The organism is Burkholderia theae (genome assembly GCF_048565265.1).
In the GTDB taxonomy this organism is placed as follows: domain Bacteria; phylum Pseudomonadota; class Gammaproteobacteria; order Burkholderiales; family Burkholderiaceae; genus Burkholderia; species Burkholderia theae.
Genome location: NZ_CP183461.1, coordinates 1 through 21689 on the forward strand (window position 1 = coordinate 1; position 21689 = coordinate 21689).

Genomic DNA, 21689 nt, shown 5'->3' on the forward strand with positions numbered 1-21689 from the left:
ACGAAGGAACTCTATGCAACTGGTCAAGACCGAACGAGACACCCTCCTCAGGCCGCTGCAAACGGTCAGCGGCATCGTCGAACGCCGCCATACGTTGCCGATCCTCGCCAACCTGCTGATCACCAAGAACGGCCCGGACGTTTCGTTCCTGTCGACCGACCTGGAGCTGCAGATCACCACGCGCGCCGATTTCGGCGTCGGCGGCGACCAGGTGGCGACCACCGTCGCGGCCCGCAAGCTGCTCGACATCCTGCGCGCGATGCCTGACGGCCAGGTCACGCTGTCGCTCGCCGACAAGCGCCTCACCGTTCAATCGGGCAAGAGCCGCTTCGCACTGCAAACCCTCGCGGCCGACGAGTTCCCGACCGTCGCGCAGGCGAAGGATTTCGGCGCGACCCTCACCGTCCCGCAGAAGTCGTTCCGCCAGCTGCTCGGCATGGTGCACTTCGCGATGGCGCAGCAGGACATCCGCTACTACCTGAACGGCATGCTGCTCGTCGTCGACGGCGACCAGCTGATGGCCGTGGCCACCGACGGCCACCGCCTCGCGTTCTCGTCGATGAAGCTCGAAGGCGGCACGTTCGGCCGCCAGGAAGTGATCGTCCCGCGCAAGACGATTCTCGAGCTGCAGCGCCTGCTCGAGGACATCGACGACACCGTCACCATCGACATCGCGCAAACCCAGGCCAAGTTCACGTTCGGCCAGGTCGAGCTCGTGTCGAAACTCGTCGAGGGCAAGTTCCCCGACTTCCAGCGCGTGATCCCGAAGGCGCACAAGAACACGTTCGAGATCGGCCGTGAAGAACTGCAGCGTTCGCTGCAACGCGCGGCCATCCTGACCTCGGACAAGTTCAAGGGCGTGCGCTGCATCATCGCGCCGGGCCAGCTGAAGATCATGTCGACCAACGCCGATCAGGAAGAGGCGCAGGAAGAACTGGAAATCGCCTACCAGGGCGACACCGTCGACATCGGCTTCAACGTCACGTATCTGCTCGACGTGCTCGCGAACCTCAAGGTCGACACCGTGCAGGTGAGCCTCGGCGACGCCAGCTCGAGCGCGCTGATCACGGTGCCCGAGAACGAAGAGTTCAAGTATGTCGTGATGCCGATGCGCATCTGACGCGCGCGACATCACGACACACACCAGGGGGCGGCAAGCCCCTTTGGCGTTTTTATGGCGAACCGACAACCCGTCCTTTCGGTGCCTGACCGGCACCGTGGACGAGCCAGGAAACTGGAGCGGCCCGGCGATTTCTCTCGCTGAAACGTACCGCGCCGCCACTAGAGTGGCCTCGCAGAACCGGAAGATATCCATGAGTGAACAGCACAATTCGCAACCCGATAACAGCAGCTACGGCGCCTCGTCGATCCAGATCCTCGAAGGTCTGGAAGCGGTGCGCAAGCGCCCCGGGATGTACATCGGCGACACGTCGGACGGCACCGGTCTGCATCACCTCGTGTTCGAGGTGCTCGACAACTCGATCGACGAAGCGTTGGCCGGGTACTGCAACGATATTCACGTCACGATTCACGCCGACAACTCGATCACCGTGACCGACAACGGCCGCGGCATTCCGACCGACGTGAAGATGAACGACAAGCACGAACCGAAGCGCAGCGCCGCCGAGATCGTGATGACCGAGCTGCACGCCGGCGGCAAGTTCGACCAGAACAGCTACAAGGTGTCCGGCGGCCTGCACGGCGTGGGCGTGTCGTGCGTGAACGCGCTGTCGAGCTGGCTGCGCCTCACCGTGCGCCGCAACGGCAAGAAGCATTTCATGGAGTTCCATCGCGGCGTCGCGCAGGAGCGCGTGCTCGAGCAGGTGGACGGCGTGGAAGTGTCGCCGATGCTGGTGACCGGCGATACCGAGAACCGCGGCACCGAAGTGCACTTCATGGCCGATCCGACCATTTTCGGCACGGTCGAGTATCACTACGACATCCTCGCGAAGCGCATGCGCGAGCTTTCGTTCCTGAACAACGGCGTGCGGATTCGCCTGACCGACCTGCGTTCGGGCAAGGAAGACGATTTCGCGTTCGCCGGCGGCGTGAAGGGCTTCGTCGAGTACATCAACAAGACGAAGACCAACCTGCACCCGACGATTTTCCACGCCATCGGCGAGAAGGAAGGCGTCGGTGTCGAAGTCGCGATGCAGTGGAACGACAGCTACAACGAGAATGTGCTGTGCTTCACCAACAACATTCCGCAGCGCGACGGCGGCACGCACCTGACCGGCCTGCGGGCCGCGATGACGCGCGTGATGAACAAGTACATCACCGACAACGAAATCGCGAAGAAGGCCAAGGTCGAGACGACCGGCGACGACATGCGCGAAGGGCTGTCGTGCGTGCTGTCGGTGAAGGTGCCGGAGCCGAAGTTCAGCTCGCAGACGAAGGACAAGCTGGTTTCGTCCGAAGTGCGGGCGCCGGTTGAGGAAGTCGTCGCGAAGGCGCTGGAAGAGTTCCTGCTGGAAACGCCGATCGACGCGAAGATCATCTGCGGCAAGATCGTCGAAGCCGCGCGTGCGCGCGATGCGGCGCGCAAGGCGCGCGAGATGACGCGCCGCAAGGGCGTGCTCGACGGCGTCGGCCTGCCGGGCAAGCTCGCAGACTGCCAGGAGAAAGACCCGGCGAAGTGCGAAATCTACATCGTCGAGGGCGACTCGGCAGGCGGCTCGGCCAAGCAAGGGCGTGACCGCAAGTTCCAGGCGATCCTGCCGCTGCGCGGCAAGGTGCTGAACGTCGAGAAGGCGCGCTACGACAAGCTGCTGTCGTCGGAGCAGATCGTCACGCTCGTGACCGCGCTCGGCTGCGGCATCGGCAAGGAAGACTACAACCTCGACAAGCTGCGCTATCACCGCATCATCATCATGACCGACGCGGACGTCGACGGTGCGCACATCCGGACGTTGCTGCTCACGTTCCTGTATCGACAGATGCCGGACATGATCGAGCGCGGGTACGTGTATATCGCGCAGCCGCCGCTTTACAAGATCAAGGCGGGCAAGGACGAGCGGTATCTGAAGGACGACGTCGAGCTCAACGCGCACATGCTGCGCTTGGCGCTGCAAGGCTCGGAGCTGGTGCCGGGCGAGAACGCGGCAGCGATTTCCGGCGATGCGCTCGGGGAGCTGGCGCGGTCGTATCTGCTGTCGAAGAGCGTCATCGAGCGGTTGAGCCGGTTGTATGACCCGGCCGCGCTGGAAGCGATCATGGATGGGGTTGCGATCGATCTTTCCGATGAGGCTTCGACGGAGGCTTCGGCGAAGGCGCTGCACGCCGCGTTGCATGACGAGGCTTTGAAGAACGAAGTGCGCGTGGTGCCTTCGTATGATCCGGTGCGCGAGCAGCGGTCGCTGCATGTCGAGCGTACCCATCACGGGAACGTGCGGGTTTCGGTCATCGACCAGGAATTCCAGCACACGGCGGATTATCAGCAGCTCGTGACCACCGCGAATACGTTCAAGGGGCTTATTGGGGAAGGCGCGGTCATCAAGCGCGGTGAGCGCAGCATGGCCGTGACGGACTTCAAGAGCGCGATGAAGTGGTTGCTCGCGGATGCCGAGCGGAATGTTTCGAAGCAGCGGTATAAGGGACTCGGGGAGATGAACCCCGGGCAGCTGTGGGAAACGACGATGGATCCGACGGTGCGGCGTTTGTTGCGCGTGCAGATCGAAGACGCGATTGCCGCGGATGGGATCTTTACTACGCTCATGGGGGATGATGTGGAGCCGCGGCGGGCGTTTATTGAGAGCAATGCGTTGAGGGCGGGGAATATTGACGTTTGAATTTTTGTCGCAGACCGGACGAGTAAGCGCGACAAGCTCCACAATCCTGCAACTGCGTGGCTAAGTTATCGCACCTCTCGCACTGACTGCGGCGACCGCCTCACTATCTCGACCTGTGGACGCTCAATCCGTAGGTCGAGTATTCGAGTCACTCACGCTCCACCAATGAATTCCCTTCAGAATCAAGAAACTATGCCACTCTAGCCAGTGGCATTTTTTCATTCTGCTCTCCATCTTGACCAAAACTTGACTGTATCTGCGTATCCGGCCAAGTGGCTGGAGCGACGTGGGTGTACTTCTCCTCCATCTCAACCCTTTCCCAGCGATCCGCCCTTATGCGACATATCAGTTGTCTCATCGCTGTTTCGATAACTTCTATGGGGAAGAACGAGCCTTCACTTCCCCTATGACTGGGGATAAAGAGAGGACGAAGTCGCTTGTGCGCCTGGGCCACCGTTGCCTTTGTGTCAGGCTGGGCGCACGACCGGTGGCTCGACCGACTGAACGCCCGTCGTGTCCTGAATAGCAGGCGCCCCGAGCAGCGCGCGGAGCTACCGCTCATCGCTCTGCCGGCCGGTAGGTCGACCTCTCACACATCCTCACCTGTGATCAACCGGGCCAATCACAACCGAAGCCAAGCTGGGTCTCGGATGGGAAAAAAAAACCTAGCCGTCAGTTATAGATAAAATGTGCGCCATATCTGACAACATAGCAGGATTAGAAAGCGATGCTCGGCCTGACGCTTCGGGAAGAATTTAGGGGCAAACGCCTCAAGGGCACAGCCATTGAGTTGTCCAATGATCAGAACACCGGCGCGACGCAAATTGCAGCGCAGCAATTTCTGAAAATCACTTACCCCACGCACGACGTGCTAAAAGGGATCGAGGCAGTCGGTCCCAACCAAGGCCGTCCCGTGGTTGTAATCGGCGACCGCGGACTCGGTAAGTCGCACTTGATGGCCGCGCTCTACCACGCGGTGACCGACCCGGCATCCACCGGCGCGTGGCTCAATGCGTGGGCGACCACGTTGGCCGACCCGAGCATCGGGAAAATCGCGCTGCGCGACGGGATGCACGTCATCGGTGAAAGCCTGCACCGCCACCGCTATAAGTTCCTGTGGGACGTATTGTTCGAGAATCATCCGCACGGCGCCTTCATCAAGGGTAAATGGGAAGGCCAAGGCGCGTCCAAGACCGAAATCCCATCCGATAAGCTCATCATCGAATTGCTGGAGAACAAGCCGACAATGCTGCTGCTGGACGAGTTCCAGACGTGGTACGACGGCCTCACCAACACCAAGCAGTACCCATGGAAGAACTGGGCGTTCAACTTCATCCAGATTCTTTCGGAGATCGCCAAGGAGCGCCCTGACTTGCTGGTGCTGGTGATCTCCGTGCGCAATGGTGGCAGTGATGCATACCAGCAGGTGCATCGCGTCAACCCGGTCGCTATCGACTTCAAGGCGGGGGGCAGCGCGGAACGCATCCAGCAGGATCGCCGCCGGATGCTTTTGCACCGATTGTTTGATAACCGTTTGCAGATCGCTGACGGCACCATCGAATCGCTGATCGCGCAGCACGTCGCCGAATCTTTTCGCCTGCTCGACGTGCCGCCTGCCGAGCGAGAGCGTAAGCGCCGCGAGTTCACTGAGTCGTGGCCCTACGCGCCCCACCTGCTACGCCTGCTTGAAGAGCAGGTGCTGATCGCCACCGATGCACAGGAAACGCGCGACTTGATCCGCATCCTCGCCAACCTCTATAAGAGCCATGGTGACGCCGTGCCCGTGCTCACCGCTGCCGATTTCCGGCTGGATGACGACGCCTCCGGTATCGGCGCATTGCTGGAAGCCGTGGCAAACCAGCATCACCGCACCCTGCGCGAAAAAGCGCAGCAGAACATAATCTCGGTTCAGGAAGCGCGGCACGACCACGCCAGCGTCGCTCCACACCTGCAAGAGATCGTGGGCGCGCTGTGGTTGCGCTCGATTGCCGTGGGCAACCTCGCCGGTGCCGAACCGGCCGCGCTGCAACTGGACATCACCCGCGACAAGGCGATAGACGACAACGCCTTTCAGGTCGAGCTGGCAACTATCGTCGAGAACAGCTTCAATATCCATCAGGAAGGTACGAAGCTGCTTTTCCGCGAGGAAGAAAACCCGCGCGCCAAACTCATGGCCTACGCGCGCAACGATAAGCTGTTCGCCGACGGCACGGATCAGGAGCAGCTCGCCAAGCAGGTGCGCTACGTTATCGGCGGCAGCGACGAAGTCGCTAAGACCTTCCGCGTAATCGCCTTACCGAAGGCATGGGCCGCCGATCCGTGGATATCGCTCGACGACGCCGAACGGCCCGAGAAGTGGGACGACCGCTTGCCCATCCTCGTGTTGCCGGAAGAACCGGAAAGGCTCGACCCAACACTGGGCCGCTGGCTCAAAGACCAATTACAGAAGCGCCGCAACACGGTGCGCTTCCTGCTGCCACGCACGGGCAGCGCCAATGCCTTTCTGGATCGTGACCTGCTCGTCCTCGCCCGCGCCGAAATGAAGGCACAGGAATGGAGCAGCCAGAACCCCGAGTATAAGAAGCTGCACAAGGAATTCGAGAACACCCTGCGCGACATTCTCAAGAAGCGGTTCGACCGCTTCGCCGTACTACACCGCTGGAATTTCGCCGACCCTGCGCAATGCAAGTTCAGCGTCGAACGCCTCGACAAGCAAGGTTCGCAAATTCCCGAGGCCATCGAAGAGTCGCTGACAAGCGACCTGTTCGTGCCGGAGGACTTCGAGGAGCTAGTTCTCGAATTCGCCAACAACAACGAATCGGTCGGCAAGCTGCTGCGCGAACTGCAGGAGCCACGCCCCGCCGGTCAGGACTGCATCCCGTGGTTGGGCGAAACAGCGGTGAAGGAACGCCTTCTGCGCCTGTGCGCCAAGGGCAAGGTCGCCATCAACGTGCGCGGCATGGAATACCTGCAAACCCATCCGGGCGAGGATGAAGACACCGCATGGCGGCGTCTGCGACCCAAGCTCTCGCTGACGGGCCGCCACCTCGACGACGTATTTGTGATGCTACCCTCGGCGGTGCCTGCGACGGGTGGCTCCCCCCAGCCCGCGCCACCGCCGAACGGTGGCGTGGTTTTCGGTGACGATGGCACAACACCATCCGTGCCGCTCGCACCGGGCGGTGACACGACGACCGGCACGCCGTCAGCCCCCACGCCGGGCGGCATCTTCGGCGACCCTGCGACGCCCAAGCCGCGCACGTCGCTTTCCAACCCGGCCACGTCGCCGCTCAACCTAATCGGCAAGATCGAGGGATGGGGCATCGGCCCGGCCACCCGTGTGGCCGAGGTGTCCATCAAAGTGTCCGCTGCCACTGGCGCACAGCTCAAGGAGCTACTCAAGAAGCTACCGGAAGGCATGACCTTCGAGCTGAACCTTGAGAAGGAGGACGACTGATGGCACTGACCGCTAGCGCGCTGCATTCTCTGACACAAGGCTCCGATGCCGATGCTTGGTGCGTCATCATCGATCACGCGGTCGGTATTGCCTCGAAGCCACTGGCCACGGGCAATGCGCTCAGTGAGGTCGTCAAGCGCGACCGCGAAATCGGCGAGCTGGATTTGTTCCTCTCCTCCAGCGGTTGGGATTTGTGGCAAGCCTTCGATGGCAGCGTCGAGCGCACCTCGGATCGCTTGGTGCGCTGGTGGGGCGAAACTTTCAGCGCCAAGGCCGTGCTCATCCTCGATGGACTGTCTCTACGTGAAATGCCGTGGCTGTTACAGGGTGCGAAGGAGCGCGGTTTCACTTTGCACGGGGCCAGCGCCAACGCTTCCGAACTACCCGGAGAAACCGATGAATTCGCACGAGCCCTTGGCTTTGCCAGCCGGAGCAAGCTCCAGAACAACGGCGGCGGCCTCGCACACAAGTTGCAAGCTGCTAGCACCGAATCAGCGGATTTACCGTGGAAGGACTGTGAAGCCCTAATCAGCAGCACACCGAATCAGATCTTCTGGCACCACTGGCCAGACGCCAAACTGCACGACGGCTCCGGTGCAGGACAAGGGCTGGAGCCGTTAACGAAGGACGTGGTCGAGCAACTGACCAGCGACGACTTCTGGGCCTTCGTCGAACGCCTCGCCACCGGGCGGCGGCTGGTCATCACCTCCGACCACGGCTACGCGGCCACCGGTTACTTTCCCGATGCCGATGGAGAGGTCGGCCAGTTCCTCAAGCAGACGTTTTCCAGCAGGCGCAGCAAGCAGGGGGCGGGAGACAGCGGCCCCTTCGTGCCTCCCGTGGCATTGCAAATCAACAATTCGCACGGCGCACACCTGTTGGCATTGGGCCGCAGGAAATGGCGCAGCCAAGGCGGGTATCCGACGCTCACGCATGGCGGCCTATCACTGCTGGAAGTGCTGTCGCCCTTCGTCGAGCTGACCAAGTAAGGATTTAAGGCTGATGGCCACAAAGAAAGAACTACTCGCACAAGAGGTCGCAAAGGCCGTCGGCACAGGCAAGGCCGTCGCGCTGGAAACAGTGGACTTCAACGACCCGAACCGTCCCAAGACCTGCCTTGAGGTGGATTTCCCCATCCTGCCGGTCAATCAGGTGGCGGTGATTGAGGGCAACGCTGGCAAACCGATTTACCAGATGTCGAAGTGGTGGGCGCGGCGGCGGTCCAGCGTGTTCCGCTCGATGCTGATCGCAGCGGCGACCAAAGCGCCGGACGATCCTTCGCACGCGGCCCGGCTGGTGTGGGACAACTACTACGCCAACCACCAGAAGAAGGGCGCGTTCAAGCACCTGAAAGTGGCAGATATTTTCATGGGTGGAGGCACCACGCTGGTGGAAGGCTCGCGCCTCGGGATGCAGATGATCGGTAACGACCTCAACCCGGTCGCATGGTTCGTGGTCAAACAGGAACTGGCGAATGTCGATCTGGAGGAAGTGAAGAAGCTCCTCGCCGACATCGAGGCCGAGGTCAAGCCGCAGATCATGCCGTACTACTACTGCGACGGGCCAGAGGACGAGAAAGGCAAGTGGACACATCTGCCGACGAACAAGGTTATGCCCTCCGACTTCGACCCTCTCGCCATCTCACGCGACGAGCGCAAGGACTACCAGTACGAAGGCCCGGAGATCATCTACACCTTCTGGGCAAAGCACGGCCCGTGTCAGGTGACGGGCTGCGGCCACCGCACGCCGATCATGACCAGCCCAGTGATGGCGGTGAAGACGCTCGCCGTCAAACATTGGGGGCACACCTGCGGCAAGTGCGGCGAGGATTTCGACGTGGAGGAAGAAGCTGCGCGCATGGCACCCGACGCGCCGCTCTATGTTGCTCCCACCGAGTTTCCGTATTCCGTGCTCGACCGCAAGAAGGGCGTGATCTGCCCGCACTGCGGCCACACCGCATTGGTGAACCTTGGCAAACCAAAGAAACCGCATAAGAAGGTAGAACTGAGCCTGCTGGTGCATCCCCAGTGGCTGGCGGGCGCGCCGAAGCAGGATGTGAGCGGCCAGGCTTACGGCGGGTCGGCGCAGGACGACGTGGCGGCGACCACGCGATGGGATGCGGCACGCGCTGCAAACATTCGCCTGCTAGAGGTGCGCGGCGAGTTGCCGGATGAAGTGACCGACCCAGAAACGGGCGTCACCTTCGCGCCGGAAAAGGGCACGGTGCCGAAGAAGTCGCACTACGCCTGCTCGGCCTGCGGTACGACGCAGGATGTCCTGACCACCATCAAGGCCACCGGCAAGACCGGGCCGATGGCCGCCTATGCGGTGCAGGGCTACGCACCCAAGCGCGATGCGGGTCGCAAACCTTACAGCGGACGTTTCTTCGCTGCCTACGATGCGGCACACGCGCGACAGTACGACGCTGCGCTCACGGAATGGGAAGCGCGCAAGGATGTCGATCTGAAAGACTACTGGCCGCGTTCCGAACTGGCGTACGGCTTCATGACCCACCACCTGCAAGGCGGCGTGCCCAACCACGGCTTTACGCACTGGTGGACGATGTTCAACCCGCGTCAGTTGCTCGTTCACGCGCAACTGCTCAAAGCCATCGTCGAGGTCGGCAACTACGACTGGAGGACACGCGAGTATTTGCTCGGCGCATTCCAGCAGTACCTGCGTAACCAGAGTCAGTTTGGATTCTGGAATCCGCAGCGTGATACCCCCGAGCCAATGTTTTCGAACAATAACTTTCACCCGAAATCCACGGTTATTGAGAATTGCGTATTCCCGGCACTGGGGCGTGGCAATTGGGCAGCCTGCGTTGAGGGCATTGTCGAAGGACGCGAGTGGGCTGCTGAGCCTTGGGAAGCGGTAAGTCTTGAGGCACTGAAGCGACAAGCTCCTGCATTGGTCGAGCAAATTTCGGGCAAGAGCGAGAAGGTCTACCCCGGTGATCCGGTCGGCGAGGTTGGTACGTTCCAAGGCTCGTCCACTGACCTTTCGCATGTCCCCACGGCTAGCCTCGATCTGGTCATCACCGATCCGCCCTTTGGCGGGTTGCTCCATTATTCGGAGCTGTCTGACTTTTTTTACGTTTGGCTGCGCCTCGCGCTGAAGGACAAGTACCCGGATTACTTCCGAGCCGAGTACACGCCCAAGTCGCTGGAGGCGGTTGCCAACCGCGCGCGCGAGCCGGAGGACCCTGACGGTTTCTACCAACGCCTGCTCACACAGTGCTGGCGTGAAGCGCATCGCGTCCTCAAGCCCAGCGGCATTCTGGCCTTCACTTTCCACCACAGCGAGGACGAGCCGTGGGTGGCAGTGCTGGAGTCGCTGTTCGACGCGGGTTACTACCTCGAAGCGACGTACCCCATCCGCTCCGACGAAACCAAGGGTGAAGGCGAATTCGGCTCCAAAACCATCGAATACGACATCATCCACGTTTGCCGCAAACGCACGGAAGAACCCAAGCCGGTGAGCTGGGGCCGGATGCGTCGCGAGGTGATGGCCGATGTGCGCCTGTTGCAGGCCATGCTGGAAAACCACGCGAAGGAAGGGCTACCCGCCGCCGACATCCAAGTGATTCGGCGCGGCAAGGCGCTGGAATACTTCTCGCGCCACTATGGCAAGGTGTACGTAGACGAAGGGCGCTCCATCTCCGTCAAAGATGCGCTGCTCGGCATCAATCAGCTCATCGACGAAGACGCTGACAAGGGCAAGGAGCCGCCACCGGTCAACGCTGAACCGATGACACGCCAGTTCCTGCGAACCTTTGGCGTGGCTGCTGATTTGAAGCGCGACCAGTTGCAGAAGTTCCTGAAGGGCTCCATCACCACTCCGGACGAGTTTGTGCAGCGTGGTTGGTGCGCAGAGAAGAACAAGGTGTTCACCCGCACAGATCCGCTGGATTTCGCGCGCGAGTGGTCCGGCAAGCATCGCCGCCGCCTCATCTCCGATCTAGATCAGGCGCTGGTACTGATCGGCGCGTGCTTCGACAACAGCGGCATCAATGCCTCCGATACACTGAAGAACGAAAACTTCAAACCGCACGTCGCGCTGAAACCGCTGCTTGAATGGCTGCACCGCAATGGCCCGGATCAGGTTACTCGCAATGCTGCTTCGCGTGCAGCGTTAATCTATAACGCATGGCGAGCCAGCCAGGCACCACAGCCCGCACAGGGCTCCTTGTTCGATGACAATGGAGAGTACGAACGATGAGGCAATTGCTGGACACGGTGTGGCAGCGGCGTGGCACCAGTTGGGTGTGGGACGAGGAGGCGCGCAACCAGATTTGTGTTGCCAGCGAAGTGTGGAGCCTGCGCCAGTTCCTGCGCGCGGCCGGCAACTGGCCGGACGCTCTGCCGAGCAATGGCGACCAGACGCTGGTAGTGGCGGGATTGGATGGCAGTCTCGATCTACTGATGCCTACGGATGCCGAGGCGTGGCTGGGCGATGTGGTCAAGCCAGCCGTCCTATCGTTTCAGGATGCCTACGCGGGCGACGCGGCGCTAGTGTTCTGGCTGCCGACAGGTCACACTCGCATCAAAGTGCAGGTCTCCACCGACGCGGTGAACTGGCTGTGTGCCCCCCCGCACGGCCAGAGCCAGATTGATTTCGGACGCATCCTGTGGGGCGAGGCCAACGAATACCCGCAGGAAATCCTGCTGCGCGACGGCGGCAGGCCCGCAGGCCTATTCCACCTTCGGATTACGTGAGGCAAGGCTGAGTGACGACAGAGATTCAGTTCCAACCCGGCGAGCGCATTACCCATCACGAGTACGGCCAAGGCGTCGTGCTCGATCCGGCGCGTGACGGCTATCTGCGCGCGTTCTTTGGCGTCGGCGAGCGCCGAGTGCCGGTGGCCTCGCTGCGACGTGAGCTTACGCGGACCGAGCGTATCCTGCGCGCCGTGGATGGTGGTGTGGAGCGTGGGCGCAAGGCGTGGCTCTCCTATGAGGCGCACACATTGCCGGTGATGGAAAGCGCCTCGGCGCTGACCTCCGCCAAAATCGACCTGCTGCCGCATCAGGTGGTGCTGACCCACCGCATCGCCACCGCGTCGCCCCGTCGCTACCTGATCGCCGATGAAGTGGGCTTGGGCAAGACCATCGAAACTGCGCTGATCCTGCGCGAGCTAGCCAGTCGTGGCGAATTGAACCGCGCGCTGATGGTGGTGCCTGCCGGCCTTGTGAACAACTGGCACCGGGAATTGAACGAAGTGTTCAACCTCGACTTCGAGGTGTTCGGTTCCGAGGGTGACATCACCGACCGCAAGACCAATGCCTTCGCCAAGCACGACCGACTTATCGCCAGCATCGACACATTGAAGCGCCCTGCACGTATCAAGCGCTTGCTGGATGCGTCGCGTTGGGATCTGGTGGTGTTCGACGAAGCGCACCACCTGACGGCCTATCGCACCAGCGGCAAGGTGCGCAAGACCGAGAACTACAAGCTGGCCGAGGCGCTGAAGGATCACTCGCGCGACCTCGTGTTGCTGTCGGCCACGCCGCATCAGGGAAACCACTTCCAGTTCTGGATGCTGGTGCAACTACTGAACCCGACGCTGTTCCGCAGCCCGGAAGAAATGCTGGAAGAGCGACATCGGCTCAACACGGTGATGTTCCGCCGCACCAAGGCCGACGCATGCCAACCGGATGGATCGCCGCTCTTCGCGCGCCGCTGGGTTCACACCGAATCCTTTGTGATGAACAACGCCGAGAAGCTGTTCTATGAGAAGTTGCGCGAATACTTGGAGGACGGTTTCGACCTCGCGCGCCGTCAGGGCAACCAAGGTCGCGCGCTTGGCTTCCTGATGGCGATCTTCCAGAAGATTGCGGCATCGAGCTTCGCCGCTGTGCGCCGAACACTCAAGCGCCGCCTGCTGATGCTGACGCTGCAAGAGGCGTTTCTGCGCGATAAGGAATTGGATATTGAAGGCCGCGAACGGCTGACAGATGAGGCGCGCGAGCTGATCCACGAGGAATTCGATCTGCCGCACGACAACATTGGCCGCAGTGAGGTGGATCGTGTGCTCGCCGATCTGAAATACCGGCTGGTAAAGAAGCTGGATGAGGAGGCGTTGGAGAGGGCCTCCGACCCTTACGGCAGCGAGTATTCGGCCACACACGCGGAAGAAGCTGCGTCAGCGGTGGTGAACCTGCATCTACCGGAAGAACGCCTGCGCATTGGCGACCTGCTGCGCGTGTCCCCGGCGCATCGTGAAACAAAGATGCAGAAGCTGCTCGATGGCTTGGGCACGCTATGGCGGCAGAACTCGAACGAGAAGATCGTGATCTTCGCCACCTATCTCGGCACGGTGGACATGATCGCCCGAGAGATCGGGCAAACCTTCCCAGGTCAGGGTGTCGTGGTGCTGCGCGGCGGCGACCACGGCGCGAAGGTGGCGGCGGAACGACGCTTCCGCTTGAAGGACGGCCCGCGCGTGCTGGTATGTACGGCGGCTGGACGCGAAGGCATCAACCTGCAATTCGCGCGCATTCTGTTCAACTTCGACCTGCCATGGAACCCGATGGACATGGAGCAGCGCATCGGGCGCATCCATCGATACGGCCAGAGCCACACGGCGCAGGTCTACAACCTCGTGTTGTCGGACACCATCGAAGGCCGCATCTTCCTGTTGCTGGACGAGAAGCTGACCGAAATCGCACGCACGGTCGGCAAGGTGGATGAGCAAGGCAACGTGGCCGAAGACCTGCGCGCGCAGATTCTTGGGCAATTGTCCGAACGACTGAACTACGACAAGCTCTACCAGGAAGCGTTGTCCGACCCGGAACTGAAACGCACGCAAGTGGAATTGGAAGCGGCGCTCTCCAACTCCCGGGAGGCACGGCAAGTGGTGTTCGATCTGTTCCAAGACCTCGATGGCTTTAGTCTCGACGACTACAAGCCCTTCTCAGACGTGTCGTCCAGTCTGGATCGGCTGGTGCGCTTCCTCACAGCGGCAGTTGCCGATCGCCAGCAGAAGGTGGTGAAGGTGGACGACGCCACCTACGATCTCGTTACGGCAGAAGGCACGTGCCGCACCCGCTTTACCTTGAGCCGCGATGCGGCGACGAATCAAGACACACTGCAACTTATGGGCTTGGATCACCCGCAGGTGCAGGATGAATTGGGGCGCTGGCGCAGCATACCGCCAGAGGAAATTGGCATCGCCGTGTCGGGCGACGTGGAAGAGCCGGTGCTGCTGTCGCTGTGGATGGTCGAGGCGTCCGCCGGCAACGGTGAGCGCCGCGTCGTGGTGCAACCCATCGCTGTCAAGCAGGATGGCACGCGCGTTCCGGCGGTCGAGCGTTCAAGCGAAAAGTACCTAGTGGCCCCAACCACCACGCCGACCTTCCAGCCAGAACAGCGGATCAACCTATTCGTCCATACCGTTGAGCCAACATTGCAGCGAGAGTTAAAGCACAAGGGAACTGCAAACGGCGATGGCAGTTATTCGGCAGAATTGATTGGGTACGTGGAAATCCTGCCCGCGCTGGACATGAGCGTGGCCACCCCTTCCTAGATCATTTGGACAAGAGGGGGCAACCTAGTCGACGAAAGCTTCTTGCCAGCGAATACCTGCGAAGAAACGCACTGGGCAGATTTCAATTGGCGTTGACAGCTAGCACTAGGTACCGACCTCATCACCGCCCGCCTTCAGGTACTCATCCTTCAACCTCTGTCGATAACGAGCGTCCCTCGTTCGAATCGCATCAATCCATTCTACCCACTCCGCCTCACTCAGATAGGCGTGGGCTGATGATCGCCGTCCATCGATAAAAGCATCCTGGTCAGCCAGACTCAGACTTTCCCAATACCGATCCCACACATTCTCATACCAATACTGCGCATCGCCCTGCAGGTTGTATATCAACGACCCGAGTTCGTACCACGTAAGCCATGGCGGTGGCGGATTAAATCCGGCAGCCGAAACCGAGCGGACAAGCTCGACATCATTCGTCAGCAAATTGACCTGCTTCCCAGAGTAGCGATCGACACCGGAAAGGAATGCGTGAATCGACCCGTCTCGCACGAACTGGCGTGGCCCCACTCGCTCCCTGCCCGCGACCACAAGATTGACGTAGACCGGGAACTGCTGAACTTCGACATCCTGCATCACGCAGAATGCTTCGACGCCAAGGTTCCCCATCCATACCGCCCCGGGATAGTCCGGAAACGACTCTGATTGGAGTGTCTCCGGCGCTCCAGCAAACGTCTCGCGCAAGTACGTCAGATCCGCCTCGAAAAGCACCTCAATGGCCATCTGTTGCTGTTCGAACAGCTCTCGCGACGCACGCCTGCCCTGGCGCCCATCCATGAAGTCGCCAAAAATTCTCTTCCAGTTCGACACATCAACTCCCCGTCATTTGCCGACGATCTCGTCAGCAGCAAGCCCGCCTCCGAAATACCCGATGGACCCGAAAACCAGGCCACCGACAAGTCCCGTGATCACGGCGCCCGGTCCAGTCTCAATGCCGACCAGCGCTCCGGCAGCTGCGCCCATCTTCCAGCCAGCAATAGCACCGCCCCAGCCGCCCATCTGACGAATCACCTCTTTCTCAATCGGCTTCACGGACTTCGCCTTGAACGACTCGTTTGTGGCAACGGAAAGATCGTACGCGGTGAATCCGATTCCGATGACTTGAACCACGCGCGCGAACTTGACCAGACCGAGTGTGACAGCCAGCCCCCGCGTGGTGTAAATCCCGGACGGCGGAACCGTCGGATTCGGCTTGACGAGCACCTCCTTGTCGAGCCCTTCCGCGTAACTCTTGATACGGGCAATCCTGTTTTTCAGGTGAGGGTACTCCGCCGCGTATCTATCCAACGCAAGCCTGATCTCCTGCGTCGTCACAAGCTTGGCGCCTGCACGCTTGGCTTGCGCGATGTCGACGTAAAGCACCTTGCCCTTGAATCGATCAGCTCCACCTGGAAAGTCACTGCTAGTGGAAATGTAGCTCGTCAGCTTGTCGTAGCCCATCACATGCTCGGCGATACTCGCGCTCGAACCCGGCCCCCTTGGCCACAACCCGTACTTTTCCGGGTGCACTTCTCGCATCGCCTCGAGCGGCCCCAGCCGAAGTGCCTGCAAGTATGGATCGTGAATGGTCGTGTAGCAGCGCCGAACGAGAAACCCGTCTTTGCCCGGCTCATCTACCACCACAAGTACGAACACGCGCGCGGGCATCAAATGCCCGAGGACGTCGTATTGTGATCCCGAACGATCGTTTGTCGGCGCTCGATAAATGTAATCGCTCATCGGTCCCACCTTTCCAGAGCTTGAACGCCTAGCGCGATGTCGAGCTGTTGAGGGTTGTCTGTATAGACGCGAGGACAGTACCCCTGGCTATCGGTTAGCCCTTTGTACGTGGCACCGGTTGCGGAACGAATGTGATACGGCACGCCGGATATTGGATTTCCAGCACGATCCACAACGCGCACCTGCTCGTCGTACGATTCGCGACGAGGCTTCGGGAGCGGATTTCCTGCAGGGCCGAAGCCCATCTCGGCAAGTTCCCCTGATGTGAAGTCCAGAGAAGCAGTATCTTGAGATGCCCGCATCACCGGGCGGGGATGGCAACGGCAAGCGCACAGATCACCATCTAGCGCAGCGTGCTTGCCCATGATTGAGTCTGGCCGTCGTGGCCCGTGACCGACGATGACTCCCGTCGAGTCGCACGCTGAACAGTAAACTTTGGCCCCCAGAAATGTCACCGGCGTGCCGTGATGCATGAAGAAGTCCATGCCCTCCAGAACAACACCACCGTTCGAAGACCGGTCTCCTTTCTTGAGATAGAACCGTTTCATTCTTCTTCGCCTTATTTTATTAGGTGTGCGAAGTCATATCATGCAGATCATCACAAAACTATTGGACAGGTACGAAACCATATCTACGGCTAGCGCTGATCAACTCGTCACATCTACCAATCGGCCAATCTGTACATCACGGTGATTTATGAGATGCGGCAGACACTAAACTGTCCATACACACTGACTGACGTATCCACCTCGCACCTCTTCGACTGTTCCACTACACCTATGACTTTTTCGGATCGACTCGCAACCTTCCGCAAGCAGAGAGGGTTCACTCAACAGCAACTGGCCGATCGCGCAAAGGTTCACATGGTGCAGATCAATCGATATGAAGCCGGGCTGACTCGTCCGAATCTCGACGTGATGAAACGCCTCGCAATCGCTCTGTATGTAAGCACCGATTCGTTGCTGTTTGATTCGAGCGAGTTTCGACTGGACGAGGACTTTCGCCTGATTTTCGAAGGCTTGCGGGCACTCGGCCCCGACGACAAGCTCGTCGCCAAATCAGTACTTGAGGCTCTGCTTCTCAAGCATCGAATGTCTGTCGGCGGGCCCGTCGCGCCAGCAGTGGGAAAGATCGTTTCTCTTGGAAACGCGAATCCAATCAAAGACTGAAGAGAGCAAAGCAGTAAAAGCGCGGGCCGCATGGGCTGCCACCCATACGACCCGCTGACCACAACCAACTCACCTAAGGAGTCGGAAATGGCTAACGCCAATCATAAGTCACGCCCCGTCGTAACGGAACGCTTCGTCAAGGTTCAAGAATCAGCACGCTATCATTCCTTGTCTACCGCCCTCCGTGCCATCAGAGCACACCGGAGGCTGAACACGACGTATTACCCGTGGATCAAATTGGCGGGAGTATGGCTTGAGGACGCGGGATTCGAGGTAGGAGAACGCGTCCGGATTACTGTCGAGGACAAGCGACTCATCATCACGCCGATGTGATCGGCGCATTGCCCATGGTGGGCATCGCAAGTCACTATCCGCCCGGAAGCTCGGTGCCCGATACTTCGCACCGTTAGTAACTGTGACAAGCGACGATTGTTCTGCAAGTGCAGCGGGCCGGTCAGTCAGGTCCGCTGCCGTGTAGCCTTTCAGCACGAGCTGCAACCCATGCCAGGCGCACCGCCCATCTCCGTCGCCGAAATGCAAAAACCCCCGCCTTTACGGGCGGGGGTTCTTGGCTTAGGGAGCCTGACGATTACCTACTTTCACACGGGAATCCGCACTATCATCGGCGTAGAGTCGTTTCACGGTCCTGTTCGGGATGGGAAGGGGTGGGACCGACTCGCTATGGTCATCAGGCAAAGAGGGTTGTCGCGTTGCTTCGCAGCGCGACCAATCGGGAAGAAGCAGTAATTTTGGGGTTGTGAGGTTGTATCTCACACGTACGCGGTTACTCAACCGCTGTACGTCGAGTGCCTTGCACTCGACGCTCGATGTCCGTAAGCGCTAAAGCGCTAACGGGCATCGAGACAGACTTGTTATAGGATCAAGCCTTACGGGCAATTAGTATCAGTTAGCTGAACGCATTACTGCGCTTACACACCTGACCTATCAACGTCCTGGTCTCGAACGACCCTTCAAGGGGATCTAGTCCCCAGGGATATCTCATCTTAAGGCGAGTTTCCCGCTTAGATGCTTTCAGCGGTTATCTCTTCCGAACATAGCTACCCGGCGATGCCACTGGCGTGACAACCGGTACACCAGAGGTTCGTCCACTCCGGTCCTCTCGTACTAGGAGCAGCCCCCTTCAAATATCCAACGCCCACGGCAGATAGGGACCAAACTGTCTCACGACGTTTTAAACCCAGCTCACGTACCTCTTTAAATGGCGAACAGCCATACCCTTGGGACCGGCTACAGCCCCAGGATGAGATGAGCCGACATCGAGGTGCCAAACACCGCCGTCGATATGAACTCTTGGGCGGTATCAGCCTGTTATCCCCAGAGTACCTTTTATCCGTTGAGCGATGGCCCTTCCATACAGAACCACCGGATCACTATGACCTGCTTTCGCACCTGCTCGACTTGTCGGTCTCGCAGTTAAGCACGCTTATGCCATTGCACTATCAGCACGATTTCCGACCGTACCTAGCGTACCTTCGTACTCCTCCGTTACGCTTTGGGAGGAGACCGCCCCAGTCAAACTGCCTACCATGCACTGTCCCCGATCCGGATCACGGACCAAGGTTAGAACCTCAAACAAACCAGGGTGGTATTTCAAGGACGGCTCCACCGAAACTAGCGTTCCGGTTTCATAGCCTCCCACCTATCCTACACAGATCGGTTCAAAGTCCAATGCAAAGCTACAGTAAAGGTTCATGGGGTCTTTCCGTCTAGCCGCGGGTAGATTGCATCATCACAAACACTTCAACTTCGCTGAGTCTCGGGAGGAGACAGTGTGGCCATCGTTACGCCATTCGTGCAGGTCGGAACTTACCCGACAAGGAATTTCGCTACCTTAGGACCGTTATAGTTACGGCCGCCGTTTACCGGGACTTCAATCAAGAGCTTGCACCCCATCATTTAATCTTCCGGCACCGGGCAGGCGTCACACCCTATACGTCCACTTTCGTGTTTGCAGAGTGCTGTGTTTTTATTAAACAGTCGCAGCCACCAGTTTATTGCAACCCCTTCACCCTTTGCCCGCAGGGGCATCAAGCTACAAGGGCGTACCTTATCCCGAAGTTACGGTACCAATTTGCCGAGTTCCTTCTCCCGAGTTCTCTCAAGCGCCTTAGAATACTCATCTCGCCCACCTGTGTCGGTTTGCGGTACGGTCATCATTAGACTGAAGCTTAGAGGCTTTTCTTGGAACCACTTCCAATTGCTTCGCTCCCTAAGGAGCTCGCGCCACACCCTTGAATCCTGCGCCCGGATTTGCCTAAGCGCCTTCTCCAATGCAGCGACCGGGACTTCCAACACCCGGACAACCTTCCGCGATCCGTCCCCCCATCGCATCTAACAATGGTGCAGGAATATTGACCTGCTTCCCATCAGCTACGCATTTCTGCCTCGCCTTAGGGGCCGACTCACCCTACGCCGATGAACGTTGCGTAGGAAACCTTGGGCTTACGGCGAGGGGGCCTTTCACCCCCTTTATCGCTACTCATGTCAGCATTCGCACTTCCGATACCTCCAGCACGCTTTTCAACGCACCTTCGCAGGCTTACGGAACGCTCTCCTACCATGCGTGCAAAGCACGCATCCGCAGCTTCGGTATATAGCTTAGCCCCGTTACATCTTCCGCGCAGGACGACTCGATCAGTGAGCTATTACGCTTTCTTTAAAGGGTGGCTGCTTCTAAGCCAACCTCCTGACTGTTTTAGCCTTCCCACTTCGTTTCCCACTTAGCTATATTTGGGGACCTTAGCTGGCGGTCTGGGTTGTTTCCCTCTTGACACCGGACGTTAGCACCCGATGTCTGTCTCCCGTGATTGCACTCTTCGGTATTCGGAGTTTGCTATGGCGGGGTAATCTGCAATAGACCCCCCAACCATGACAGTGCTCTACCCCCGAAGGTGAGACACGAGGCACTACCTAAATAGTTTTCGGAGAGAACCAGCTATTTCCAAGTTTGTTTAGCCTTTCACCCCTATCCACAGCTCATCCCCTAACTTTTCAACGTTAGTGGGTTCGGACCTCCAGTACGTGTTACCGCACCTTCATCCTGGCCATGGATAGATCACTTGGTTTCGGGTCTACGCCCAGCAACTGAACGCCCTATTCGGACTCGCTTTCGCTACGCCTGCCCTATACGGTTAAGCTTGCTACTGAACGTAAGTCGCTGACCCATTATACAAAAGGTACGCCGTCACCCCTTACGAGGCTCCGACTGTTTGTATGCATGCGGTTTCAGGATCTATTTCACTCCCCTCCCGGGGTTCTTTTCGCCTTTCCCTCACGGTACTGGTTCACTATCGGTCGATCACGAGTATTTAGCCTTGGAGGATGGTCCCCCCATCTTCAGACAGGATTTCACGTGTCCCGCCCTACTTGTCGTACACCTAGTTCTTTCATACTGTTTTCGCCTACAGGGCTATCACCTGCTATGGCCGCACTTTCCAGAGCGTTCGGCTAACAATACAAATAAAGAGTACAAGGCTCATCCCATTTCGCTCGCCACTACTTTGGGAATCTCGGTTGATTTCTTTTCCTGCGGTTACTTAGATGTTTCAGTTCACCGCGTTCGCTTCACATGGCCTATGTATTCAGCCATGGATACTCCAAAAGGAGTGGGTTTCCCCATTCGGACATCTACGGATCAAAGCTTGTTTGCCAGCTCCCCGTAGCTTTTCGCAGGCTACCGCGTCCTTCATCGCCTGTGATCGCCAAGGCATCCACCACATGCACTTGTTCGCTTGACCCTATAACGAGTCTGTCTCTCCGACAGTCGTTACAGGTTGAGTTTTCGCGTTGTGCCGTATTCCAATTGATGTCGGTCCGGCGTTAGCGCTTTAGCGCTTACGCTGGCCCCACTCCCGAAGGGAGTAGACCCGAATCATCTTGAGATACATCGATACAATCACAACCCGGATAGTTTCCACGTCCATCTCAAGACGCTTCCGCTATCCAAATTACTTACTTCTTCCAGATTGTTAAAGAACGACAGCCGATAC

The 21689-nt window shown here is 59.2% G+C and carries 12 protein-coding genes and 2 rRNA genes; 9 read left to right on the plus strand and 5 right to left on the minus strand.

Annotation, left to right across the window (positions count from 1 at the left end):
- The first annotated feature begins 13 nt into the window (after window positions 1–13).
- From dnaN to ACN22W_RS00035, 7 genes are all read left to right on the plus strand, one after another.
- Window positions 14–1120, plus strand: a complete 1107-nt coding sequence (gene dnaN, locus ACN22W_RS00005; protein ID WP_006750113.1) for a DNA polymerase III subunit beta — start codon at window positions 14–16, stop codon at window positions 1118–1120.
- A gap of 193 nt (window positions 1121–1313) precedes the next feature.
- The gene (gene gyrB, locus ACN22W_RS00010) at window positions 1314–3788 is read left to right on the plus strand and encodes a DNA topoisomerase (ATP-hydrolyzing) subunit B (RefSeq protein ID WP_048244769.1); all 2475 of its coding nucleotides are present in this window, start codon (window positions 1314–1316) and stop codon (window positions 3786–3788) included.
- A gap of 727 nt (window positions 3789–4515) precedes the next feature.
- A complete protein-coding gene (locus tag ACN22W_RS00015) occupies window positions 4516–7245 on the plus strand; it encodes a DUF499 domain-containing protein (RefSeq protein WP_419685622.1) in 2730 nt (909 codons plus the stop codon).
- Window positions 7245–8234, plus strand: a complete 990-nt coding sequence (locus tag ACN22W_RS00020; RefSeq protein ID WP_419685623.1) for a hypothetical protein — start codon at window positions 7245–7247, stop codon at window positions 8232–8234. Before ACN22W_RS00015 ends, ACN22W_RS00020 begins: the two co-directional genes overlap by 1 nt.
- 13 nt (window positions 8235–8247) lie before the next feature.
- Entirely contained in the window at window positions 8248–11466 is a 3219-nt protein-coding gene (locus ACN22W_RS00025; protein ID WP_419685625.1) for a DUF1156 domain-containing protein, read from the plus strand.
- Window positions 11463–11963, plus strand: coding sequence for a hypothetical protein (locus ACN22W_RS00030; RefSeq protein WP_419685626.1), 501 nt, complete (start codon window positions 11463–11465; stop codon window positions 11961–11963). The genes ACN22W_RS00025 and ACN22W_RS00030 overlap by 4 nt, the downstream gene beginning before the upstream one ends.
- Window positions 11964–11974: 11 nt before the next feature.
- Window positions 11975–14773, plus strand: a complete 2799-nt coding sequence (locus tag ACN22W_RS00035) for a DEAD/DEAH box helicase (RefSeq protein WP_419685627.1) — start codon at window positions 11975–11977, stop codon at window positions 14771–14773.
- A gap of 105 nt (window positions 14774–14878) precedes the next feature.
- Here ACN22W_RS00035 and ACN22W_RS00040 read toward each other — a convergent pair whose 3' ends face one another.
- Genes ACN22W_RS00040 through ACN22W_RS00050 form a run of 3 tightly spaced genes read right to left on the minus strand, consistent with a single transcriptional unit; the run spans window position 14879 to window position 17058 of the window.
- Window positions 14879–15601 carry a hypothetical protein gene (locus tag ACN22W_RS00040; protein WP_419685629.1) on the minus strand — a complete coding sequence of 241 codons (723 nt, stop codon included), beginning with the start codon at window positions 15599–15601 and terminating at the stop codon, window positions 14879–14881.
- A 12-nt stretch (window positions 15602–15613) separates the two neighbouring features.
- Window positions 15614–16510 (minus strand): glycine zipper family protein, encoded by an 897-nt coding sequence (locus tag ACN22W_RS00045; RefSeq protein ID WP_419685630.1) that lies wholly within the window; start codon window positions 16508–16510, stop codon window positions 15614–15616.
- The gene (locus ACN22W_RS00050) at window positions 16507–17058 is read right to left on the minus strand and encodes a PAAR domain-containing protein (RefSeq protein ID WP_419685632.1); all 552 of its coding nucleotides are present in this window, start codon (window positions 17056–17058) and stop codon (window positions 16507–16509) included. The genes ACN22W_RS00045 and ACN22W_RS00050 overlap by 4 nt, the downstream gene beginning before the upstream one ends.
- 231 nt (window positions 17059–17289) lie before the next feature.
- On the opposite strand from ACN22W_RS00050, the gene ACN22W_RS00055 reads away from it, so the two are divergent.
- Window positions 17290–17679, plus strand: a complete 390-nt coding sequence (locus ACN22W_RS00055) for a helix-turn-helix domain-containing protein (protein ID WP_419685634.1) — start codon at window positions 17290–17292, stop codon at window positions 17677–17679.
- A gap of 87 nt (window positions 17680–17766) precedes the next feature.
- Window positions 17767–18012, plus strand: coding sequence for a SymE family type I addiction module toxin (locus ACN22W_RS00060; RefSeq protein ID WP_419685636.1), 246 nt, complete (start codon window positions 17767–17769; stop codon window positions 18010–18012).
- A 247-nt stretch (window positions 18013–18259) separates the two neighbouring features.
- Here ACN22W_RS00060 and rrf read toward each other — a convergent pair.
- Both rrf and ACN22W_RS00070 read right to left on the minus strand, forming a co-directional pair.
- Window positions 18260–18372 (minus strand): 5S ribosomal RNA (gene rrf / locus ACN22W_RS00065).
- Window positions 18373–18555: 183 nt separating this feature from the next.
- Window positions 18556–21437, minus strand: a 23S ribosomal RNA gene (locus ACN22W_RS00070).
- Window positions 21438–21689: the final 252 nt, after the last annotated feature.

Bases quoted from the DNA above. Each gene is read 5' to 3' on its own strand.
- ACN22W_RS00055 (WP_419685634.1), top strand. From the start codon at position 17,290: ATGACTTTTTCGGATCGACTCGCAACCTTCCGCAAGCAGAGAGGGTTC.
- ACN22W_RS00015 (WP_419685622.1), top strand. From the start codon at position 4,516: ATGCTCGGCCTGACGCTTCGGGAAGAATTTAGGGGCAAACGCCTCAAG.
- dnaN (WP_006750113.1), top strand. From the start codon at position 14: ATGCAACTGGTCAAGACCGAACGAGACACCCTCCTCAGGCCGCTGCAA.
- ACN22W_RS00025 (WP_419685625.1), top strand. From the start codon at position 8,248: ATGGCCACAAAGAAAGAACTACTCGCACAAGAGGTCGCAAAGGCCGTC.
- ACN22W_RS00020 (WP_419685623.1), top strand. From the start codon at position 7,245: ATGGCACTGACCGCTAGCGCGCTGCATTCTCTGACACAAGGCTCCGAT.
- gyrB (WP_048244769.1), top strand. From the start codon at position 1,314: ATGAGTGAACAGCACAATTCGCAACCCGATAACAGCAGCTACGGCGCC.
- ACN22W_RS00045 (WP_419685630.1), bottom strand. From the start codon at position 16,510: ATGAGCGATTACATTTATCGAGCGCCGACAAACGATCGTTCGGGATCA.
- ACN22W_RS00050 (WP_419685632.1), bottom strand. From the start codon at position 17,058: ATGAAACGGTTCTATCTCAAGAAAGGAGACCGGTCTTCGAACGGTGGT.
- ACN22W_RS00030 (WP_419685626.1), top strand. From the start codon at position 11,463: ATGAGGCAATTGCTGGACACGGTGTGGCAGCGGCGTGGCACCAGTTGG.
- ACN22W_RS00060 (WP_419685636.1), top strand. From the start codon at position 17,767: ATGGCTAACGCCAATCATAAGTCACGCCCCGTCGTAACGGAACGCTTC.